At 44.2% G+C, this 22,774-nt stretch carries 16 protein-coding genes; 10 read left to right on the forward strand and 6 right to left on the reverse strand.

From position 1 onward, the window contains the following. Positions 1-71: 71 nt before the first annotated feature. The gene (locus MTO98_RS13825) at positions 72-1,157 is read right to left on the reverse strand and encodes a ComEC/Rec2 family competence protein (RefSeq protein ID WP_243487237.1); all 1,086 of its coding nucleotides are present in this window, start codon (positions 1,155-1,157) and stop codon (positions 72-74) included. Between the two features lie 403 nt (positions 1,158-1,560). Between MTO98_RS13825 and MTO98_RS13830 the strand changes: the two genes are divergently transcribed. The 8 genes from MTO98_RS13830 to MTO98_RS13865 all read left to right on the forward strand — a co-directional run bounded on the left by MTO98_RS13830 (position 1,561) and on the right by MTO98_RS13865 (position 13,422). After that, positions 1,561-2,676: a FecR family protein gene (locus MTO98_RS13830; protein WP_243487238.1), complete on the forward strand. Its 1,116-nt coding sequence runs from the start codon at positions 1,561-1,563 to the stop codon at positions 2,674-2,676. 228 nt (positions 2,677-2,904) lie between these two features. Continuing rightward, positions 2,905-6,180, forward strand: coding sequence for a SusC/RagA family TonB-linked outer membrane protein (locus tag MTO98_RS13835; protein ID WP_243487239.1), 3,276 nt, complete (start codon positions 2,905-2,907; stop codon positions 6,178-6,180). Between the two features lie 12 nt (positions 6,181-6,192). After that, positions 6,193-7,635, forward strand: coding sequence for a RagB/SusD family nutrient uptake outer membrane protein (locus tag MTO98_RS13840; protein WP_243487240.1), 1,443 nt, complete (start codon positions 6,193-6,195; stop codon positions 7,633-7,635). Positions 7,636-7,717: 82 nt separating this feature from the next. After that, entirely contained in the window at positions 7,718-8,896 is a 1,179-nt protein-coding gene (locus tag MTO98_RS13845) for a TlpA disulfide reductase family protein (RefSeq protein ID WP_243487241.1), read from the forward strand. A gap of 20 nt (positions 8,897-8,916) precedes the next feature. Next, positions 8,917-9,429 carry a hypothetical protein gene (locus tag MTO98_RS13850; RefSeq protein WP_243487242.1) on the forward strand — a complete coding sequence of 171 codons (513 nt, stop codon included), beginning with the start codon at positions 8,917-8,919 and terminating at the stop codon, positions 9,427-9,429. Between the two features lie 35 nt (positions 9,430-9,464). Continuing rightward, the gene (locus MTO98_RS13855; protein ID WP_243487243.1) at positions 9,465-10,154 is read left to right on the forward strand and encodes a hypothetical protein; all 690 of its coding nucleotides are present in this window, start codon (positions 9,465-9,467) and stop codon (positions 10,152-10,154) included. A gap of 59 nt (positions 10,155-10,213) precedes the next feature. Continuing rightward, positions 10,214-10,612 carry a peroxiredoxin gene (locus MTO98_RS13860; RefSeq protein WP_243487931.1) on the forward strand — a complete coding sequence of 133 codons (399 nt, stop codon included), beginning with the start codon at positions 10,214-10,216 and terminating at the stop codon, positions 10,610-10,612. A gap of 14 nt (positions 10,613-10,626) precedes the next feature. Further along, positions 10,627-13,422, forward strand: a complete 2,796-nt coding sequence (locus MTO98_RS13865; protein ID WP_243487244.1) for a pitrilysin family protein — start codon at positions 10,627-10,629, stop codon at positions 13,420-13,422. Between the two features lie 95 nt (positions 13,423-13,517). Here the strand turns inward: MTO98_RS13865 and MTO98_RS13870 are convergent, their stop codons facing one another. The 3 genes from MTO98_RS13870 to MTO98_RS13880 form a co-directional block, all read right to left on the reverse strand. Further along, entirely contained in the window at positions 13,518-14,102 is a 585-nt protein-coding gene (locus tag MTO98_RS13870) for an RNA polymerase sigma factor (protein WP_243487245.1), read from the reverse strand. A 522-nt stretch (positions 14,103-14,624) separates the two neighbouring features. Then, on the reverse strand, positions 14,625-15,320 hold the full coding sequence (locus MTO98_RS13875) for a sulfite oxidase-like oxidoreductase (protein ID WP_243487246.1): 696 nt from the start codon (positions 15,318-15,320) through the stop codon (positions 14,625-14,627). 8 nt (positions 15,321-15,328) lie between these two features. Then, a complete protein-coding gene (locus tag MTO98_RS13880; protein ID WP_243487247.1) occupies positions 15,329-16,318 on the reverse strand; it encodes an LLM class flavin-dependent oxidoreductase in 990 nt (329 codons plus the stop codon). A gap of 141 nt (positions 16,319-16,459) precedes the next feature. Between MTO98_RS13880 and MTO98_RS13885 the strand changes: the two genes are divergently transcribed. Together MTO98_RS13885 and purL are read left to right on the forward strand one after the other, a co-directional pair. Further along, positions 16,460-16,729 (forward strand): hypothetical protein, encoded by a 270-nt coding sequence (locus MTO98_RS13885; RefSeq protein WP_243487248.1) that lies wholly within the window; start codon positions 16,460-16,462, stop codon positions 16,727-16,729. A 90-nt stretch (positions 16,730-16,819) separates the two neighbouring features. Further along, a complete protein-coding gene (gene purL, locus MTO98_RS13890; RefSeq protein WP_243487249.1) occupies positions 16,820-20,476 on the forward strand; it encodes a phosphoribosylformylglycinamidine synthase in 3,657 nt (1,218 codons plus the stop codon). A gap of 274 nt (positions 20,477-20,750) precedes the next feature. Here purL and MTO98_RS13895 read toward each other — a convergent pair whose 3' ends face one another. Together MTO98_RS13895 and MTO98_RS13900 are read right to left on the reverse strand one after the other, a co-directional pair. Then, positions 20,751-22,127, reverse strand: a complete 1,377-nt coding sequence (locus tag MTO98_RS13895; RefSeq protein ID WP_243487250.1) for an NAD(P)/FAD-dependent oxidoreductase — start codon at positions 22,125-22,127, stop codon at positions 20,751-20,753. A 50-nt stretch (positions 22,128-22,177) separates the two neighbouring features. Next, positions 22,178-22,774, reverse strand: a complete 597-nt coding sequence (locus MTO98_RS13900) for a sugar transferase (protein WP_243487251.1) — start codon at positions 22,772-22,774, stop codon at positions 22,178-22,180.

Here is a 22,774-nt window from a genome sequence, read left to right on the forward strand (position 1 = left end):
TATTTTATTGAATGCCTTTGGTTTGATAATTTACGTTTCAAAGTCTTTTAGGTTCAGTAAATCATATTGGGCTATTGGTGTGTGTTAAATGTGTACTGGCCCTGGGCCGTTGCCGAAATTACAATAGTTCCGTCCCATGCGGTACTGTAAACCTTTTTGATCAGATACTCGGTGAATTCAGAAGGGCTGCCCTGATATGAGCCTTTTGTTCCTACGCAAGCGGTAAAATTTGTGGGGCGGGTTATTGTCAAGCTGTCTTCCAGTAATTTAACAGACTCGAGATGCGGGTGCGCATAAGTGTAGGCTGTGTAGGGCTTTGGCTTTCCGTCAGACGGCCAGCCGTCATCCCATTGTCCGCAGGATATAAAAGCATATTTAGGCTTGATGGCCGACAGCCATTCGGAAGTGATGGCGCTCCTGGAGCCGTGATGACCTACCTGCATAACATCGGCTTTCAAAGCGTCGGTTCCACTATATAACTTAAGTACCTGTTTGATCCCGCTTTCCTCAAGGTCACCCGAAAATAAAAAAGAAGCATTTCCGAAAGTAACCTTGATCACCATACTATGATTATCCGGATCTTCATACTGGTCTTTTGACCAGCCCGCAGGGCGAGCTACAAAAGACCCGCTGTAAATTACGATCTTAGGGTCGATGGTTCCGCTTACCGGGTCAATAATAATGTTCGTCAATCCGGTATGATTGGGCACACCCATGGCGTTATCAAATGTAATTGCCTCATAGCGGCAACCAAATTGGTGAAAGTGGTGCTGCATCCAAATTTGGTTCACTTCGGTGTTCGTCACCTGTCGCCGTCCATTATCAACATAGTTTAGGATCTTAAAATTTCGCGTCAAATCATCAAGCGCAATATTATGATCAATATGCTGGTGAGTGATCATGATGCCATTAAGCGTATTGTGAAGATCGGTACGGCGTTGAAAAAATGCCCTCAGGTAATTAATCAGCATAATTTCATGATCTGGGGCTGCACCTGCATCAATGAGTACGGCTCCCTGTGGAAATTCCAGGAGAACAGAAAGCCCTTGTCCTACGTCAATGACATGGGCATACATTTTATCAGCCGGTGATTGGCCGAACGTGTGGGAGCCATAAAAAAGCAGCAGCCAAAGGACAGTGGGTTTAAAGCGGTTCATGGGGGATGATTTAAACAAGTTGAATTTAATTAAATTATTTGATAATCAATGTTTTGGTTGTTTAAATGCTTTGCGGGAATTGAGCCAATGCGCTTACTTACAGCATCCCGGTTCTTAGTCTGATAAACGCCTGGTACCTTTGATCGCAAATGTTTAAATCAATAATTGTAATCACGCTTTAAAACCGGATGGATACCGAGGCAAAAGTATCTGAAGGCTAAGTTGTTAATAATAATTTGTAAGCTATTTTTCCTATATCTCGATTATAGTTTCCCGCTGGGGATTCTTCTGTTTTTTTCTTATATCACGTTAATGTTAAAAAATGTTTAATTTTTTTTATGTTGATATACCCCCGGGCGCGCACTTAACCGTAATACCTTATATAAGCATTTGATAGGCTATTATGACTAACCAGGAAAGTAAGGAACTGCTCAAAAAATATATCGACGGAAACTGTAATCAGGAGGAAATTGCTTGGATAGAAAGCTGGTATAACGACGCAGCTGATAACGGAACCGCGCCCTCGCACCAGGAAATTGAGAAAGCGTATGCTGCTGTCAGCGCGAATTTACCCAAGCCAACCCGCATTGCCGGCAGAAGGTTTCGCCTTTCAATAGCGGCTTCCATACTTTTATGTATGTCTGTTGCAGTATATTTTCTTTTGCGCCAGGCACCGCCTACCCCCAAAAACAACATTACCGTAGTTAAACAAAATGATTGGAAACCGGGCAGTAATAAAGCAATACTTACTTTAGGGAACGGTCAGCATATTACTTTAACCGGCACCTCTAATGGCAAAATAGCACAGCAAGGAAATATTGTTATCAATAAAACTGCCGAGGGGCAACTTGTTTATAGTGGGGCAGACCAGGGATCAGCTGATGTCCTGTACAACACGACTGCTACACCGCGTGGGGGCGAATATCATTTAACGCTGACTGATGGTACTAATGTTTGGTTAAACGCTGCATCTTCCATAACCTATCCAACAGCATTTACAGGCAACGACAGAACCGTGCAGATTACCGGCGAAGTTTATTTTGAGGTTGCCCATAACCAACAAAAGCCATTTAAAGTTATAACCCGGGGCCAAACCGTTGAGGTGTTAGGTACGCACTTCAATATCAACGCTTATGAAGATGAATCAGCTATAAAAACAACGCTGTATGAAGGCGCGGTAAAAGTTAGCAAGGATGCACAAACCGCTTTGTTAAAACCGGGAGAACAAGCCATTGATAACACCAGGGGATCTGCCATCAGGGTAACCAATGATTTTAACAGCGAAGAAGTTATTGCCTGGAAAAATGGAAGATTTTATTTCGACTATACGGATGTAAATATGGTTTTACGCCAAATTGGGCGCTGGTATGATGTAGACATCATATACGAAGGGAAAATACCCGATAAACGGCTTTCGGGCTCATTTTCGAGATATATCAACGCATCAAAGGCATTATCAATATTAGAGTATGCAGGTATTAACTTCAAAATTGAAGGGAGGAAAATTATCGTAAAATAATTACTATTTCCCGTATCAAAACGGCAGCCAGGCTCCCGTTTCCCGTCATGAGCTCAAAAAAAACCGGAGAGTGGTGACACACTTCCCGGCCAAAAGTTTGGGTTAACCATGAATTTAATTTGAACTAAACAAGGTACTTACAAACCCAAACCATACAAAAGTATGCAAAATTTTACTTTAAGTCCTTTCTTAAATTATAAGAAAGGACTTCACAAATTTTTCCTGGTTATGAGATTGACCACTTTAGGAATCCTGTTCTGTATCATGCAGGTAAGCGCTGCCACTTTTGCACAGCGCATTAACCTCAAAGCAAAGAACATCTCTTACGAGAGGCTCTTCAAAAATATTGAACAGCAAAGCGGCTACACTTTTGTGTATGACCCTGATGTATTGCGTGCACTCCCCAATTTTAACATTGAGATCAATGATGCCAGTCTTGCCCAGGTTATGGACAAAGCATTGGCCGATAAGCCATTGACCTACAAGGTTATTGATAATACTGTAGTTGTGCGCGTAAAAGAAACTGTACCGGCGGCAACACGCAATGAGCTTATTTTAATATCAGGCCTGGTTACGGGGCATGATAATAATCCACTCCCCGGGGCAACCGTTAAAGTGAAAGGATCAACTATTATTGGCGGCTGGGTGACCGATGCGCAAGGCCGGTTCAATGCCCTGGTTAATTCAAAAGATGTGGTGCTGGTATTTTCTTATATAGGTTATCAAACACAAGAGGTACGGATTGAAGACATTAAATCACCATTTACTATACATCTTAAAGAAGATGTTGGCAGGCTGGATGAGATTCAGGTAATTGCTTACGGGCAAACTACAAAAAGATTAAACGTGGGCGACCAGACCACCATTAGCGCTAAAGAAATTGAAAAATACCCTGTTGGTAACGTTTTAACCGCATTACAGGGTACTGTACCAGGCATGGTGATCACGCAATCTACCGGGCAGGTCGGCAGCAGTTTCAATGTAGTCATCAGAGGGCAAAATGGGTTATCCGCTGCATCGCCGCTTTACATTGTAGATGGCATTCCGTATACCGGCGGCTCATTCGCCTCTTATAAATCCAGTTATTTAGGCTCGGCAAATTCTGCTTACGACGCGCTGAGTTTAATTAATCCATTGGATATCGAAAGTATCAACGTACTGAAAGATGCTGATGCCACTTCAATCTATGGTTCAAGGGGAGCTAATGGTGTTATCCTAATAACAACCAAAAAAGGCAAAACAGGCGATACTAAAATTGATGTAAACATTTTTAGCGGCATAAGCAACGCCACCAGGGTACCGCAATTATTAAATACGCAGCAATATCTGCAAATGCGCCGGGAGGCAAAAAAGAATGATAATGCAGCTATACTGCCCACTGATTATGACATCAACGGTACCTGGGATACTACCCGTTATACTGATTGGACAAAGGAATTTTTAAAGGGCACCAGCTACACCACCAATGCCCAGGCCAGTATATCCGGAGGTGGCAACAATGTTTCTTACCTTGTAAGCGGTAACTACAGGCGGGCTACCAATGTGCAGCAGCTGGTTGGCGGAGCAGATCAGACATCCTCATTGCACTTTAACCTGAATTCAACAAGCAACAACCGGAAATTTAATCTTCAGTTTACAGGTGGCTATACTTACAACTTTAATAATATGCCGTCGGCCGATTTAACAAATAGTGCCAATCTTGCTCCTGACGCGCCTGCTCTTCGTAATGCTGACGGTTCTTTAAACTTTGAGAACAATACACTTTTTAATCCGCTGGCAGTTGCCAACTCAATTGGCAGAACGACCTTGTCAAATTTAACCAGCAGCATGGTCGCCAGTTACCAGCTTACCCGCGACCTGAAAGCACTGGCAACCATTGGTTATAACAAACAATCATTGAATGAATTTCTGGCAATCCCGCTTGCCGCAATACAGCCAAGCAATATTGCGTTAGGTTCAAAAGGATCAGCAAATTATACCTGGAACAACAATAGTTATTGGAGTATAGAGCCGCAGATTGAGTATAATCATGCCATAAGTAAAGGCACACTGGGAGTTTTAATTGGTGCAAGTTTGCAAAAGCAACTTACTGATGCTACACAGCTGCAAGCCAACGGCTACAGCAATGACCTTTTAATTAACAATATAACAGCGGCATCCAGCATTACGCCGTTTGGGTTGGGATATAACGCCTACAATTATAAATACAGCGCTCTTTATGGTCGATTAAATTATAACTGGCAAAATAAATATATCCTGGATCTCTCTGGCCGGTATGACGGGTCAAGCAAGTTTGGCCAGGACCGTCAGTATCATTTTTTTTATGCAACCGGCGCAGGATGGGTGTTTAGCTCGGAAAAATTTTTAAAAAGCAATCTTCCTTTCCTGAGCTTTGGTAAAATAAGAGTAAGCTACGGAACCAGCGGTAATGACCAGATCGGTGTTTACCAATACCTTGAAAACTTTAATACGATAGCTTCTACAAACCCTTATCAGGGCGTACCCGGCATTACTCCCACTAACCTGCCTAATCCTTATTTGAGCTGGGAAACAGTAGCTAAGGCTAATATTGGATTGGAGCTTCAATTTCTGAAAGGCAGAATTAGTTTTCAAGGAAACCTATTCAGAAACCGCACAACTAACGTGTTGTCAGGCGTACCACTTTCATCAACCACGGGCTTTACTTCTATAACCCAAAACTATGATGCCAAAGTTCAAAATAAAGGATTTGACGCTACTTTAAGCACCATCAATATTCAATCCAAAAGCTTTACGTGGTCAACAACATTTATCATTAGCAAACAACGCAATTCATTGTTGTCCTTTCCAAATGCCAGTGCACTTATTTTGCGGCAGTTGAGCCAATCGGTCAACACGATATTTGTTAACCGTTATGCGGGCGTTGATCCGCAAACTGGTCTGTACCAGTTCTATGATAAAGACGGCAAAATTGTTTCAACCTATTCAAGCTCTGGCTCTGATCAAATCAAAACGATTAACACAGATCCTGGTTATTTCGGGTCCATTTCAAATAGCGTCAGCTTTAAAAACTTTACGCTTAGTTTCCTCTTCCGCGGTATAAAGCAAACCGGTGCCAGCCCATTCGGGCAAGTGCTGAACACTGGCTTTGCGCCTGGGTTGGTGAATACCAATTACCCAACACTCATCTTAAATCACTGGCAAAAACCGGGTGATGTAGCGATGTTTGGCAAGTTTACAAGCAGCTTTACGCCAACGCTTATTAACGCGATAAACGCCAGAAACCGCTACATAGACGCCTACTACGGCGATGCTTCCTACATCAGGTTACAAAATGCATCATTCAGCTATCAATTTGATGACGAAGTAGCTAAAAAATGTCATTTACGTAATCTGAGGATTTATGTTTTGGGCGAAAATCTGGCCACAATTACCGGATACAACTTTTCAGATCCCGAGACGCAAAACTTCCAGAAAATGGCACCGCTGCGCACAATCACTTTTGGTATCCAAGCATCACTTTAAAAAAGAGGAATCATGAAACTTAGAAAAATATATTCAGTAGCAGTATATGCAAGCATGCTGGCCTTGGTGGGCGCATCCCTGGGCGGATGTAAAAAAGCGATAGAAGTTGGCCCATCGCTAACTTCTGCTAATAGCAGTAATGCGTTCTTAACAAATAACTCTGCACAATCAGTTGTAGCAGGCATTTACACCAGGATGTCGAACGGCTCATTTTACCAGGGAGCTTCAGATATCAGCTTAAATATGGGCTTAGCGGCCGACGAATTACAGAACATTTCAGGCACAAACTCATCATTTGGAATATTTTACCAAAATAGCTATGCTGCAATTACTGCTCCTGCATTTTGGTCGGATTTTTATAAACAAATATTTTATTGCAACACCGCTATTAACGGCATCTCTGCATCGTCAGGCATTACCGATGGGGTTAAAAGGCAACTGGTTGGCGAGGTGAAATTTTTGCGTGCGTACATTTACTTTTATGCAGTGAACTTATATGGCACGCCGCCGTTAACAACCACCGATGATTACACCGTTAACAATGTTTTGGCCAACAGCACCCCTGATGCCGTTTACAAACAAATTTTACAGGATTTAACTGAAGCACAAGCTGCGCTGCCGGATGGTAAATATGTAGATGCCTCGGGCGGTACTGTTACTGACAGGGTAAGGCCAAACAAACAAGTGGCGAGCGCCACGCTGGCAAGGGTTTATTTGTATCTTAAAGATTGGAAAAATGCCGAAGCCCAGGCTTCTTCTGTCATCGGTAATGCTAACTACATATTGGAGCCTAATCTCAACCAGGTTTTTTTAAAAGCCAGCAAGGAAACTTTATGGGCGTTGCAGCCGGTTTCTACATTATACCTGAATACTATCGACGCTACCTTCTTAATTGTAAATTCTAATAATATCAACACTACGCCACTGCCGCTTAATAACAACCTTGTAAAGGCATTTGAGCCTGGCGATGCGCGTTTAACCAATTGGGTTGGCAGTTATACAACAACTACTGCTCCTGTTACCACTTATTATTATGCCAATAAATATAAGGTATCGTCATTCAGCCCAAATATTGCTGTTACAGAATATCCTATTGTCATGCGCTATGCGGAGCAGTTCTTGATCCGCGCCGAAGCACGCGCACAACAAAATAACCTTTCTGGTGCTGCCGATGACATCAATGCAATCCGGGCAAGGGCAGGCCTGCCCAAAACTATTGCTGCTACGCCATCTGATATGCTGACTGCGGTTGCTCATGAGCGTCAGGTTGAGCTGTTTACTGAATGGGGCCATCGTTGGTTTGATTTAAAACGTACTAATCAGCTTGATGCGGTAATGAGCGTGGTAACCCCACAAAAAGGCGGTACCTGGGCCAGTTATAAACAGCTGATGCCAATACCATCAACTGATATTCAGGCTAATCCAAATCTGAAACAAACTCCTGGCTATAATTAATCCCCTATAATAACCCTCAGCGGGACCACTACTGGTCCTGCTGTTTTTACCGGTCTCCCATTTTTTAATAACATAACACACTATGAAAACAAAGATCATCGCGCTGTTTGCCGCGGCCTTGTGTGCTGTCAGCATGGACAGTATGGCACAAAACCAACCATTTGTAATTAATGGTAAGCTACATAATCTATCGCCCTTGCCTTCTAAAATATATTTAACAGAGCTCCTTCCCGGCACACTGGAAAAACATATCGACAGCACTTTGGTAACAAATGGTACCTACCAGTTTAAAGGCGGGCTGACTGTTGACGAAGCTGTTGCTGTTACGCTCAGTACGGCTGTTAAAGCTAATCCTGTTAAGGATCTCACACTTTACCTCGATAAAGGCGAACTGAACATTGCTTCGGAGGGAGAACTCAAGAATTTCAAACTGTCAGGATCTGCTGCTGCGGCTCAAAACCAGGTTATTGAAATAAGCAATGGTCTTGTCAAAGAGAAAGAAGAGCTCAAAAGGATTACTGCTACTGCCGAATATCAAACTAATGAAAAAATGCAGGCCGACGTATTGAAAAGGGCAAATGCCCTTCCTGCTAAGGGAATATATGATATGTACACCTTTATTAAAAACAATCCCAGTAATCGCATAAGCCCATTTACTACTTATGCGCTGGTTTCATCTGGTTTTATAGGCAGTACCTTTCAGGATACATTGGTGAACCAACTACCCAATCATGTCAAAACAGACAAATTAGGTCAGGCCATTTCACGCATCCCGGCAATGCGCGACTCGATGTTAAAAGCCGCCTTAGCTAAGCGAAAAGTTGATGCAGGGAAAATTCCAATTGGCAGCAAGGCTCCAGACTTTACCGAAAACGACCCTCATAATAAGCCAATAAGCCTGTCATCTTTTAAAGGCAAATATGTACTGGTTGATTTTTGGGCCAGCTGGTGTTTACCATGCCGCCAGGAAAATCCCAACGTTTTAAAAGCTTACAATAAATATAAGGACAAAGGCTTTACGGTGTTAGGCGTTTCTCTTGATTCGGAATCGGCCAAAGCCAATTGGCTCAAGGCTATTGCAAGCGATGCGTTGCCATGGACTCAAATATCCGATCTTAAAGGCTGGCAGAACCAGGCAGCACAACTGTACGGCGTAGCTTCCATACCGCAAAATTTCCTGATCGACCCGGATGGCGTTGTGATCGCGACAAACCTGCGCGGTGAAGATTTGCACACCAAATTAGCATCTATCCTTAAATAACAGCCTTAATGAAAATAATCATGAAATATATAAGCTCAACAGTTATAATAATGGCGGCTTTCGTTTTTTTTATCAATTATAACCTCTATGCCCAAAGCAAACCAGTAAATTTTTCAGGGCAATGGCATTTAAATGAAAGCAAAAGTGATTTTGGGCGTCTGACTGCCGCCAGTGCAAAAAACGTACAAATACTTACTATCAGTCAAACGGCCGATGAGATTGATATTAAAAGTGGCGATTCAACTGCAGCTACTATAGCCATGCTTCGTCTTAATGGTAAATCTTCGCAGTTAGTAAGTCACGCGGTGGTGAATGAAATTGCTACCGTATCCAAAAGCGAGTTGACCACTCAGTGGATTAACGACCATGCCGTAATAGTAACACTCGACCATCCTAAAGGAACTATGCCCCCGGCTATTAAAACTTATACGATTTCGCAGGATCTCCAAACTTTTATTATTGACTATAAACTAAAATATGGAGAATCAGAACTGACCGGAAAGCTGATTTACGACAAACAACCGGGTAACTAACTATATACCTGGTTTACACGAATTAAAAAACGATCATGAAAAAATTACTCTGGGTATTATTTATGGCCGCTCCCTTTATGGCGTTCGCCCAAAAACAAACCAACTTCGAGATAAGGGGCAAACTGGATAGTATAGATGTGCCAATGGTTTACATTGTACATGGACAGGGTTATACCCGTATAATAGATAGCGCGAGGGTAAACAATCATGCCTATAATTTGAAAGGCTATGTACAAGTAGGGCAGCAGACCATGCTGATGACTTACAATATGAGTACCAGCAAAGAATTTCATGCAGATGGTTTGGCGCTAATATTCTTGTCTCCTGGTAAAAGCATTGTCAGGCATGGTAAAGAATTTCGTAATGTCACTGTAACCGGCTCTGCTGGTTACAGTGACTATAAGGCTTTAATTACAATTGCAAAACCTTACGAACAAAAAAACGAGGCACTTAAAACCAGGACGTATCAGTTACTGAAACAAAACGATACACTTGAAGCCAATAATACCAGTGCGGAACAAATTGTTTTTGAGCAGCGTTTTATGGATAACGTATACGGATCGTTCATTAAACAACATCCGCAATCGCCAGCCGCGTTTTTCGCCTTGCAGAAGTTAGCCGGAACCGGTCATAATGTAGACGGCCCAAAACTAAAACCTTACTTTGATCTGCTTCCGGAGAGTGTAAAAGAAGCGAAGATGGAAAGCTGTTTGAAAAGAAGTTAAAAGATGCCATCACCTTTAGCACTAAGGGGGCAATAGGTACCTTAGCTACAGATTTTAACCTGCCGGATACTGCCGGACACACTGTAAAGCTTTCGGATTATAAAGGGAAATACCTACTGGTTGACCTTTGGGCCAGCTGGTGTACACCCTGCCGGGCAGATAACCCTCATTTGGTAGCGGCATATAAAGCCTATCATCAAAAAGGCTTTGAGATTTTGAGCGTATCCCTGGATACCAGGACACGTGAAAAAGCGTGGCGCAAAGCCATCACCCATGATCATTTAGAATCGTGGGCACATGTAGCTGATCTTGATCACGAAATTAACAGCGTAGTAACGCTATACGGCGTAAGCGGGATACCGCAAAATTTCCTTATCGGCCCTGATGGTAAGATCATTGCCCGCAGCCTGCGCGATGGCGAACTTGAAAAACAACTCAGCAAGATATTTAACAATTAAATTCCTCTATTTTCATGGATATTAAAAAACTGATATTAACCGTCGCCGCAGGCCTTGCCGGTAATGTGGCTATGGCGCAATCCATTCCACCTGATCCGGCTGTAGGTACCGGCAAGTTGGCCAATGGTTTTACCTACTATATCCGCCATAACGAAGAGCCTAAAAAGCGTGTAGAGTTATACCTGATTAACAAAGTAGGCTCCGTTCTGGAAGACGATGACCAGCAGGGGCTGGCACACTTTATGGAGCATATGAACTTTAACGGGACGAAGAACTTTCCCAAAAACGACCTGGTAGATTACCTGCAAAAAGCAGGTGTTCGATTCGGGGCCGACCTGAACGCTTATACCAGCTTTGACGAAACTGTTTACCAACTGCCCATCCCTACAGATAATCCGGCCATGTTTGGCAATGGTATTCGCATCATGCGCGACTGGGCGCAGGACGCCACTTTAGACCCTACAGAAATTGAAAAGGAGCGGGGTGTGGTATTAGAGGAGGAACGGTTAGGTAAAGGAGCGAGGGACCGCATGTCAAGACAATATTTACCTATGATGCTGAACCATGCCCGCTATGCCGACAGGCTGCCGATTGGTACAGATGCGGTATTGACAAAATTTAAACCCGAAGTGATCAAACGGTTTCATCATGACTGGTACCGCCCGGATCTGCAGGCATTGATCATCGTGGGTGATGTTGATGTGAATGAAGCTGAAAAATTGGTGAGGGAAAAATTTACTGATCTGAAGAATCCGCAAAATGAACGGGTGCGTACGCAGTATACTGTCCCGCTTACCGGCAAAAGCCAGTTCCTGATCGTAACAGATAAGGAAGAAACATCAACCGATCTGCAGATCATGATGAAGCACCAGGCTCCGGAATTGAAGACAGAGCAGGATTATATCACTTCTATTAAACAAAACCTGTTTAACCAGTTACTTGATAATCGCAGGTTGGCCGAGTTAACCAGGGAAAGCAATCCGGCTTTTACCGGTATGAGTGCGGGTATTGGCGGATTGTTAAAAAATATAGATATGCTGAGCTTTAGTGTATCGGCTAAAGAAGGCCGCCTTGAGCAAAGCTTTGCGCAAACCTGGCGGGTTATAGAACGGGTTAAACGATATGGCTTTACCCAGGCTGAGCTTGACCGGGTGAAGCAAAGCTACCTGCGCGGCATGCAAACCAGTTTAAACGAACAGGGTAAAACCCCCTCAACCAGTTACGTAAAAGAATATCAGCGTTTATTTTTGGCTGGCGAAGCATCCCCAGGCATTGCCTGGGAGTACCAATTTACCAAAGATCATATTGGTGCAATCACACTTGCAGATATCACCAACCTTATGGCCGGGTATTTATCATCAAAAGATGTGGATATACTCGTATCAGCTCCCGAAAAGGACAGGAATTCCCTGCCCAACGCTGCAACTGTTCAAAATTGGATAGCCAGGGTAAGCCAGGAAGATATCCAGCCGTTTAAGGATGATGCCGTTATTAAACCCCTGCTTGCTGTGAAGCCTCCGCCAGGTAAAGTGGTGAGCAAAGAGGTTATAGCCCAGCTTAACATCACCAAACTTACGCTTAGCAATGGTGTGAAAGTGATCCTGAAACCAACTGATTTTAAAAATGACCAGGTAATTTACGGTGCCTTTGCACCCGGTGGAACATCACTTTACGAGCATACAGACTACGATGTAGCCTCAAACGCGGGCGGTATCATGAACAGGATGGGTTTGGGCGACTTCAGCATGGTACAGCTTAATAATTTGTTTACCGGCAAAGTAGCTTCATCGGCAGCTACGATAATCGGGCGCTCGTCAACCATAAGAGGGGGGGCTGCACCCATGGACCTGGAAGCGGCTTTACAGCTTACTTATCTCCAATTTACCGCTCCCCGCAAGGACACGCTGATGTTTAAAAACACTATTAATAACGCCATTGCTGGCCTTGCCAATCGATATGCCAGTCCGGCTAACGTGTTTGCTGACACAATAAGCTACGTGATGGGTGACTATAACTATCGTTCTGCCGGGCCAACCGCAGAGCGCATCGGTAAAATTACTTTAGACCGTTCTTATGATATTTATAAAGAGCGTTTTGCGGATGCTTCCGGGTTCACTTTTGTGTTTGTCGGTAATTTTAAGCCCGAAACGATAACCCCTTTATTGGAGCAATACCTGGGCTCCCTGCCAGCTACCCATCAAGTTGTAAAACCGCGCGACCTTGGGATCCATATCCCGGCCGGGCATATTGTAAAAAAAGTATACAAAGGAACAGAGAACAAAGCCACAGTGCAACTGGTATTTAGCGGCGATTACACTTACAGTCCGGAGGCCAACCTTGAGCTGAAAGCTTTGGGGGAGGTATTACAAATCAAGGTATTGCAACAACTTCGTGAAGCCGAAGGCGAGGTATATAGTCCGCAAGTACAAACCAGTTACAATAAGTACCCGCATAATCGCTTCGCACTTACTGTAGCTTTTGGTTGTGCCCCGCAAAATGCAGATCACCTGGTTTCTATGGTAGAGCAAGAGATGAAGGCATTGAAAGAGAAGGGCCCGGATGCCGACGATGTACAAAAATTTAAAGCACAATATCAAAAAAATGTCGAGCTGGCTTTAAAGGATAACGGTTTCTGGATGAATTATTTGCTTAATCAGTACGAGAATAATGAAGATCCGCTGCAGGTGCTTGACACCGATAAACTACTGCAAAAAATTGGTCCGACTTCGTTAAAACAGGCAGCACAAGTATTTCTGTCTGGCCGTAACATGATCACGTTTCAACTATTGCCTGAAAAAGGCGCTGAATAAAGTTAGTTTTATACCCCTGTTTTATCTTTTGATAGCGCTGTGCAAACAGCGCTATCTTTTTACAGTACTATCAGATTAAAGAGATCGATCTGCTGTTATTTGCTGCCAATTAGCATGGCGATAAACAATACCAAACCTAAACGGCCGCGCAAAATTTTAAGCGCATGCTTAACCTGGGTTTTAACTGTAAGCTCAGACAGGTCAAGCTGCTGAGCTATTTGCTTATGGCTCAGGTTTGCTCTCCGGCTTAATATAAAGATCTCTCTCATGCGTGGAGGTAATGCATCAATTTCACGTTCAATGATGGAAGCTAATTGCTTTTCTCTGATAGCATGATCTGTAACGCAGCTGCCTGCTTCATAAAACGCTTTAAAGGAGTTGACATATTTGGAGTTAACTTCCTGGCGGGTAAACCAATCTATAACTTTGTTTCTCATTGCTGCATACAGGTAGCCGGCAATATTTTTGTCGGGATCAAGATATTCCCTCCGGTTCCAAAGGCTGATAAATGTTTCCTGAACTATATCCTGTGCATCCTCCCTGCTTGCCACACGTTTACACGCGTCGACAAACATTAAGCCGAAATAACGTTTATAAATTTCATTATAAGCTTCATGGTTCCCCGATTTTAATAATTCGGACAAAGAATGATCAGAAAAAACACTTATATCATCCATCATATAATCAACAAAGCTAAAAATAGCTAAATATTTCGTTAATCCTGTGTTAAATACCCATCAATGATAGTTCATCCCGCATTTTTGCACGCAGAACGGTTTAGAATGAGGGCATTCGCTTTTCAGAAGATTGAAATTCTTTGATTTTATCGCTAAGTGATAACCTGATAAGGAAGGTATAGGTTTTTAAGTTGTGTAGTTGGATCAATACTTACCCTTTCCTCTTTTGCTATCATCAGAACAAATCAGAGACTTACTTTTTTAAAGAACGCAGCTTGGAAGTAAAACTTGACACCGTTATCCTGTCGGATACTTATGCTTTCATCAGCAGATTGAGTTTCTGGGTCCGGATGCCAGGACAGAGCTGGCGGGAGGGACTTTGCAACGGGTTCGCCGGGCTCAAAGCATGTAAAAATAGGGTGTGGTGTCATTGCCCCGAGCATTAAAATGCCGGAAACAAATTTTCTCCCGCGTAGCAAATATTAGCAAAGGGCTTGATTATATTAGATTTGGAACAAATCCGGCTTAATCGCTGTAGCGGTCGTTACGCCAGGGGTAGGCCGTGTTGGAGTAGCCGCGCTCTTCCCAAAAGCCAAGCTGGTTTTCGGCCATGAACCGGATGCGCTTGATCCATTTGGTACCTTTCCAGGCATACAGTTGAGGTGTGATCATGCGGCAGGGGCCGCCGTGCTCTACTGTCAATGGCTGCCCGTCAAAAGTATGGACTAAAAGCACATCCGGCTTTAATGCTTCTTCCAGCGCTATGTTGGTGGTATAAGTATCATAACCATAACATAGTAAATGGGTGGCTTCCGGCTTGGGTTGTACCAATGCAGCCAGGTCAAGCAGGCTCACACCTTTCCAGTGCATGTTCAGCTTTGACCAGGTAGTGACGCAATGAAAGTCGGAAGTATCTTTGGTTTGCGGCAGGGCGATGAAATCCTTCCAGGTCAATACTAAGGGATGTTCCACAGCACCGTCGATGGTAAGCCGCCAACGCGCCTGTGAGATATTGGGATGATAACCGAGATCAAGTACCGGCCATTTTACAGTAGGCGTTTGTCCGATAGGAATGGTCGGTATGCCGTGCCGGTTTGGTTTACCCGAGCCTTTCGGGAGGTCATCAGCCATCGAAGGAGTAGACTTCATTTGCTGCTCAAAGCGCATTTTAAGCTTCATGCGTGCTTCCACAATGCGCTCCAATTTTTCCGGATCTTCCATATGCTAATTTAAGCATTTAAAGCTTCTGCAAGCAAGCGGTATGATTTTAGCCGGGCCTCCTGGCTGTAGATATGCGAAGTTACCATTAGTTCGTTAATCCCGGTGCGGATGATGAAGTCCGTTAATTGAGTTTGAACCGTAGCCTTACTGCCGAAAAAGGAATAAGCCAGCATCTGCATGGCTGCCTCGCGTTCAGCGGCGCTCCAAATATTATTGATATTTTCAACCGGCGGTGGGAGCAGTTGGCGCTTACCGGTAATGATGCCCCTGAACAGCTGTTGTAATGAAGTGGCCAGGTACTGTGCTTCATCATCAGTATCGGCGACTACCACATTTACACAAGCTATAACATAAGGTTCCTGTAGGTGTTTGGATGGCTTAAATGATTTTCTATACAGATCAATAGCCTGCAGGAAATAAGCCGGAGCAAAATGACTGGCAAAAGCATAGGGGAGCCCTTTAGCAGCGGCCAGGCGGGCACTGTCCAGGCTGGAGCCCAGTATCCAGATAGGTATATCCAATCCTTCCCCCGGAATGGCGCTTACCCCGTTTGGATGATCTCCGGTCAAATAATGCTGCAATGATTCCACATCTTGCGGAAAATGAAACGCAGCGTTCATATTCTCTCCGCGAATAGCGAATGCGGTGGTTTGATCGCTGCCTGGCGCTCTTCCCAACCCAAGATCGATGCGGCCGGGATACAGTGTTTCAAGGGTGCCGAACTGCTCTGCCACCACCAAAGGCGAATGGTTAGGCAGCATAATACCGCCGGAGCCAACACGGATGCTTGTGGTATGCGCAGCAACATGCCCTATGAGCAAACTGGTAGCCGAACTGGCCACATTGATCATATTATGATGCTCGGCGAACCAGTAACGTGTATAACCTAAAGCTTCTGCCTGCCGGGCATTAACAACGCTGTTTTGAAAACTGTCGGCAATGGTATGTCCTTCAATCACGGTTGCCAGGTCAAGTACGGAATAGTTGATAGATGCCATGACACAAAAGTAATACCTTAGCATTGGGCAAATGTCAGATGCGTCCCATATTCGCAACTGCATTTTAAGTGCGTTACACCTAATTATACGAAAACTATCGAAACACAGCGGTGATAGTTCATCCTGACGATTATTTATTATTTGTCCATAGAAAATTATCCGGTTTGCTTTGTAAACGCGCACGGGGGTGGCATCAGGGCTACCGTATGGACAACTGTGGTCATCGGCACATTGGATGAGGAATTGTGGGCAGATACTGCCAAGATCAATAAGTTTGGTTGCCAGCACTATGCTTTCTCTTATTCCGGAGCATCCGGCGGAACGATCGGGTTAATGTTGCTGGCAGCCTCGCGCCATGCCCACCTTCTGGACCTTGCCAGTGACCAGCTTTATCATGCAGGTTTTTTTTGAGTAATTAGTATTGTCGTAACCCGAAACGGTTCTTTTTTAATGTTGACTGTTTTTTTTAAAAAAGCTACCTTTGCACCTTGAAACAAGGATATGATTTACTTTTTCTTTAATAAAGCAAATACGGTGTTTGCCGTACAACATAATCAAACGCTCCATCCGACAGATATTTCAAAACTAAGCTGGCTTTTTGCAGGCGCGGAATTAAACCGGGATACAATTGTGACCGGTTTTTTTGTTGGTCCCCGGGCGGCGATGGTGACTCCATGGAGTACCAACGCGGTTGAAATTACACAGAACATGGGGATTGAAGGCATTATCCGCATCGAGGAATTTGCAACGGTTGATCCTGATTTTTCGGCTTTCGACCCGATGCTGTTTCAAAAATATGCAGCGCTTAACCAGGAGATCTTTACGATTAATATTAAACCGGAAGCAATCCTGGAAATTGAAGACATCGCCCAATATAACAAGCAGGAGGGGCTCTCTTTAAGTGACGAAGAGGTTCAATATTTAAACGGCCTTTCTGAAAAATTAGATCGTAAGCTGACCGACTCCGAAGTGTTTGGCTTTTCTCAGGTGAATTCGGAGCACTGCCGCCACAAAATTTTTAACGGTACTTTTGTGATTGACGGACAAGAGCAGCCTGTTTCGTTGTTCAAGCTCATCCGCAAAACGTCTGAGGCTCACCCGAACGGGATTGTTTCGGCTTATAAAGATAACGTAGCATTTGTAAAAGGTCCCGTGGTTCAGCAATTCGCTCCAAAACGTCCCGATGTGCCTGAATTCTACGAGATCAAAGATTTTGAATCGGTAATTTCCCTGAAAGCCGAAACCCATAACTTCCCGACTACGGTTGAGCCTTTTAACGGCGCAGCTACAGGGTCAGGAGGTGAGATCAGGGACAGGATGGCCGGTGGCCAGGGTTCTATTCCGTTGGCGGGTACAGCGGTATACATGACAGCGTTATCGCGCTTAGCAGCAGACCGTCCCTGGGAAAAAGGTGTCACCGAGCGTAAATGGCTTTATCAATCACCAGTTGATATTTTGATTAAGGCTTCAAACGGCGCATCTGATTTTGGTAACAAGTTCGGTCAGCCGCTGATCACAGGTTCGCTGCTTACTTTCGAGCATGAGGAAGAGTCCCGCACGCTGGGTTATGATAAGGTAATTATGCAGGCAGGCGGTATAGGCTACGGCAAGCTGTCGCAAGCTAAAAAACACAGCCCGCAGGTAAGCGATAAGGTGGTGATTTTGGGTGGCGATAATTACCGTATCGGGATGGGAGGTGCAGCCGTTTCGTCAGCAGACACCGGCGCTTTAGGTTCGGGTATCGAGCTGAATGCTATCCAGCGCTCAAACCCGGAAATGCAGAAACGTGTATCAAATGCGGTGCGCGGGATGGTGGAAAGTGATATCAACCCGATTGTTTCTATCCACGATCATGGTGCAGGTGGTCATTTAAACTGCCTTTCGGAACTGGTAGAGGAAACCGGTGGTAAGATCAACCTGGATAAACTGCCTGTTGGCGACCCAACCCTTTCAGCGAAAGAAATTATCGGAAACGAATCCCAGGAACGTATGGGCCTGGTAATTGGTCAGGAAAATATAGAGATCCTGCAAAAGATCGCCGACCGCGAACGCTCGCCAATGTATACGGTAGGCGAAGTAACCGGCGACCATCGTTTCACTTTTGAGTCAGCCACTACGGGTGCCAGGCCAATGGACCTTGATATGGGTGATATGTTTGGCAGTTCGCCAAAAGTGGTGATGCAGGATAAAACAATCCAACGGAATTATAGCCCGGTAACCTATGACGCATCTCAATTGCAGGTTTACCTCACGCAGGTACTGCAATTGGAAGCAGTAGCGTCTAAAGACTGGCTGGTCAACAAAGTGGACCGTTGTGTAGGTGGACGCGTGGCAAAGCAGCAATGTGCCGGTCCCCTGCAATTGCCGCTGAACAATTGCGGTGTTATGGCGCTGGATTATCAGGGCAAGGATGGTATTGCTACTTCAATCGGTCATGCGCCGCTTTCGGCATTGATCGACCCGGCATCGGGGAGTCGTAATGCCATTGCCGAATCGCTTTCAAATATTGTTTGGGCTCCGTTAAAGGATGGTTTGGAGAGCGTATCGCTTTCGGCCAACTGGATGTGGGCTTGTAAAAATGCGGGAGAGGATGCTCGTCTATATGCCGCTGTAAAGGCCTGCTCTGAATTTGCAATTGAACTGGGTATCAATATTCCGACTGGGAAGGATTCGCTTTCTATGAAGCAAAAGTATAAGGATGGCGAGGTGATTGCCCCTGGTACTGTGATCATTTCGGCAGCCGGGCATTGTGACGATATTACCGGGGTTATAGAGCCTGTGCTGCAAAAAGACGGAGGCGCGATCTATTATATCAACTTATCGGGCGATACTTATAAACTGGGCGGCTCATCATTTGCTCAAATCTTAAATAAAATAGGCTCCGAAACACCGGACGTAGTAGACGCCGGGGCTTTCAAAAATACCTTTAACACCCTGCAGCAACTGATCAAAGCAGGCCAAATTCATGCCGGACACGATATCGGCAGCGGTGGATTGATAACTACCCTGTTAGAACTTTGCTTCGCTGACCGCGATTTAGGGGCAACTATCGATCTTTCCGCATTAGGCGGCCAGGATATCATCGAAAAGCTCTTTGCTGAAAACATCGGAATCGTTTTCCAGGCTGATGCAGCGGCAGAAGCTATGCTGGAACGCAATGGTGTCGCTTTCCACAAGATTGGTACTGTTGAGGCAGCAGCTACGCTGACCGTGAAAAACGCTGATGGTAGCTGGTCGTTTGATATTGATCACCTGAGGGATGTGTGGACTAAGACCTCTTACCTGCTGGATCAGAAACAAAGTGGCCCGGAGAAAGCAAGGGAGCGTTTTGATAATTACAAGAACCATGTTTTAAAATATAACTTCCCGGCAGGCTTTACCGGAAAGAAGCCGGTTATAGACGCAGGCAAGCCACGACCAAAAGCAGCCATAATCCGCGAGAAAGGGAGTAACTCCGAGCGCGAATTAGCTAATGCTATGTACCTCGCCGGTTTCGACGTGAAGGATGTCCACATGACAGACCTGATCTCGGGCAGGGAAACGCTGGAAGACATCCAGTTTATTGGAGCCGTAGGCGGCTTCTCTAACTCGGACGTATTGGGATCAGCCAAAGGCTGGGCTGGTGCTTTCCTGTACAACGAAAAGGCCCGTGTAGCCCTTCAAAACTTTTTTGAACGCGAGGATACGCTGTCAGTAGGTATCTGTAACGGTTGCCAGCTGTTTATTGAGTTGGGCATGATCAACCCTGACCATACCGAAAAGCCGAAGATGCTGCACAACCAAAGTCATAAACACGAAAGCGGCTTTACTTCGCTGACCATACAACCAAATAACTCGGTGATGCTGTCTACGCTGGCCGGTTCAACGCTTGGCGTCTGGATCTCGCATGGCGAAGGGCGGTTCCAGTTACCATATGCCGAAGATCAATACAGCATCGTAGCCAAATACGGTTATGAAAGCTATCCCGCCAATCCCAATGGCTCAGACTACAACACTGCCATGATGTGCGACAAGACCGGCCGTCACCTCGTGATGATGCCCCACATTGAGCGCTCTCTCTTCCAATGGCACTGGGCCAACTATCCAACCGGCCGTAAAGATGAAGTATCGCCATGGATGGAAGCATTTGTGAACGCAAGGGTTTGGTTGGAGAAATAGGAAAAGTAACTTGTTTTTAGAGAGCCCCGACTTTTGTTGGGGCTTTTTTGTGTGATGCAAGTAGCCCGAACAGGACTAACTGAGCCCTTAACAGGTTGCCTGTTGATAACTCAGGTCGGTGATTGTCGTTGCCGGGCGCAGTAATACTTTTCTCCAAGAATATACAATAATGCCGGTTGGCGAGTAGGTGACCGGGGCGGGATATATCGGTGATAGATAGGAGCAAGGAATCCTGGCAATCTCCTACAAATAGTTGACAGAATGTCGAAGCCGTTTACAACAACTCAGGCCGATACTGTTTGGTGATCTCATCCGCCAGGATAATGCCGTCTTCGATGGCGTTTTCCATCCCATAATTAAAATGCAAAGATGCTATCCTGCCTGTAATGTAAAGGTTTCTAAACCCGACCATCTGATCAAACAGCTTGGTACGGCTATCCTCCAGATTTAAATCGGGAATTTGGAACGCGTCTGCAATTTTTCTTATGGAATGATCGATTATGTTTAAATTGATGTACAAATTGGTTTTTTTAATTTCCTGCTCTAAAAATCGAATTAAATCACCATCGCTATAATTCCATATCAAGTCAGTTTTATCGCACCATATTTCAACCAAAAGTATGCTGAAGGTATCTGGCTCATCAGGTTTAAATTCGTTAAAATTTGTTATCCTTGTAATCTTTATCAGGTCTGAATAGATATAAATACATTGGCCTTTAACGGCATTGTCAAACTGTACTTTTAAATATACCAGGATGTCACTTCTGAAGTTCATTGTTGCACTTGGCGTTATAGGAAGGCCTTCCTGCGTTTTCAACAGGTTAATTAGCGATAGGACCGGGATAGTGCAAATAATAAGGTCATATTCCTTAATAGTCCCGTTGGTTAAAACCAATTGAGTTATGCTGTCGCGAGACGCCGTGCATATCAATTTATTTATGGAAACCCCTAAATAAAATTTTCCGCATTGTAACTCAGTTTGGCATTTTAATGCATTCCACAGATTGGAAAAGCCATTGGTGGGATAAATGTAATTTGCCGGCTCTTTTTTAAGTTGAAACCGCTGAGATAACTTGCGTACAATTAAACGTACCGGCGAAGAGAAATCATTAAATCCTAAAAGCGCTTTGGCAAAAACATCTGATATCTGATCGCCGTTTAGCGACCATAACTTTATACAAAAACTTTCAAAAAAGTTTTTGTATAAAAAATCGCCAAGATATTTTTTAACAAATATGCCCGCAGTACCATTGTTAGGCGTTGAGGCAGAGAAAACTTGCTTTAACATACCGGCTGTTGCCGCTAATAATTGTTTAGTGCTAAGTTTTTTGATAAGATCTGCCGGGCCCGGAGGGTATATAAAAAGCTTATTTAGGCTAAGAATAAATGTTTGGCGCTGATACGGCTTGTATTTGCCCTCGAGTGCTGTTAATACCAATTCCTTAACAGCGGGCTTGTTACCGATATCTAAAAAATGAGGTCCTATTTCGATGTCCTTATCCCATAATCTGATTGATTTGGCAAAACCGCCAACTTCTTTAGCCGTATCGTAAACATCAACAGCAAAGCCGTTTTTTGTAAGTTGATGGGCAGTTGTCAGCCCGGCGGGTCCTGCACCCAAAACTGCAATTTTGATTGGGTTTTTACTCATTATGATTGTTAAACAATAGGATTGATTTTTGATCCAAATCGCAGATGTAATTAAGGTTTATTGACAGCATTTACTGATTGAAGTAATATAGCCAAATCTAATTTAAGTGAGATGGAGCGGATGTAAAACAGATCGTATTTTAGTTTCCTACTTTCCTCATCTAATGTGGTTGTATATCCCTGCCTAACCTGGGCAAGTCCCGTAATGCCGGGCCGTATCTGGTGCCGCTTATCATAAAGGGGGATGTTTTGCAAATAATAATCGTAAAAATTAACCGGTACAGGGCGTGGACCAATTAAACTCATATCACCCATCAATACATTATACAATTGCGGTAATTCATCTAAGCGGTACTTGCGTATAAATTTTCCGCTACGGGTAACCCGGTCATCTGATGCTAAGGTAAGGAAGGAAGAGTCGGCATCAATATACATGCTTCTGAATTTATATATCCTAAAAAGTTTGCCGTTTTTACCGGGGCGTAATTGCTTGAAAAGCACAGATCCTGCAGAATCGAATTTGATCCAGACAGATAAAAGCAAGAACAAAACAATTAAAAAGGGGGAGAATAAAAAGATCAAAAGCAACTCTGCAATTCTGCGAAAAGCAAGATATGTAGCGTTTACTTTATACAGTGAATCGTTCAT

Origin of the sequence: Mucilaginibacter sp. SMC90, assembly GCF_022811725.1 — a bacterium.
GTDB lineage: Bacteria > Bacteroidota > Bacteroidia > Sphingobacteriales > Sphingobacteriaceae > Mucilaginibacter.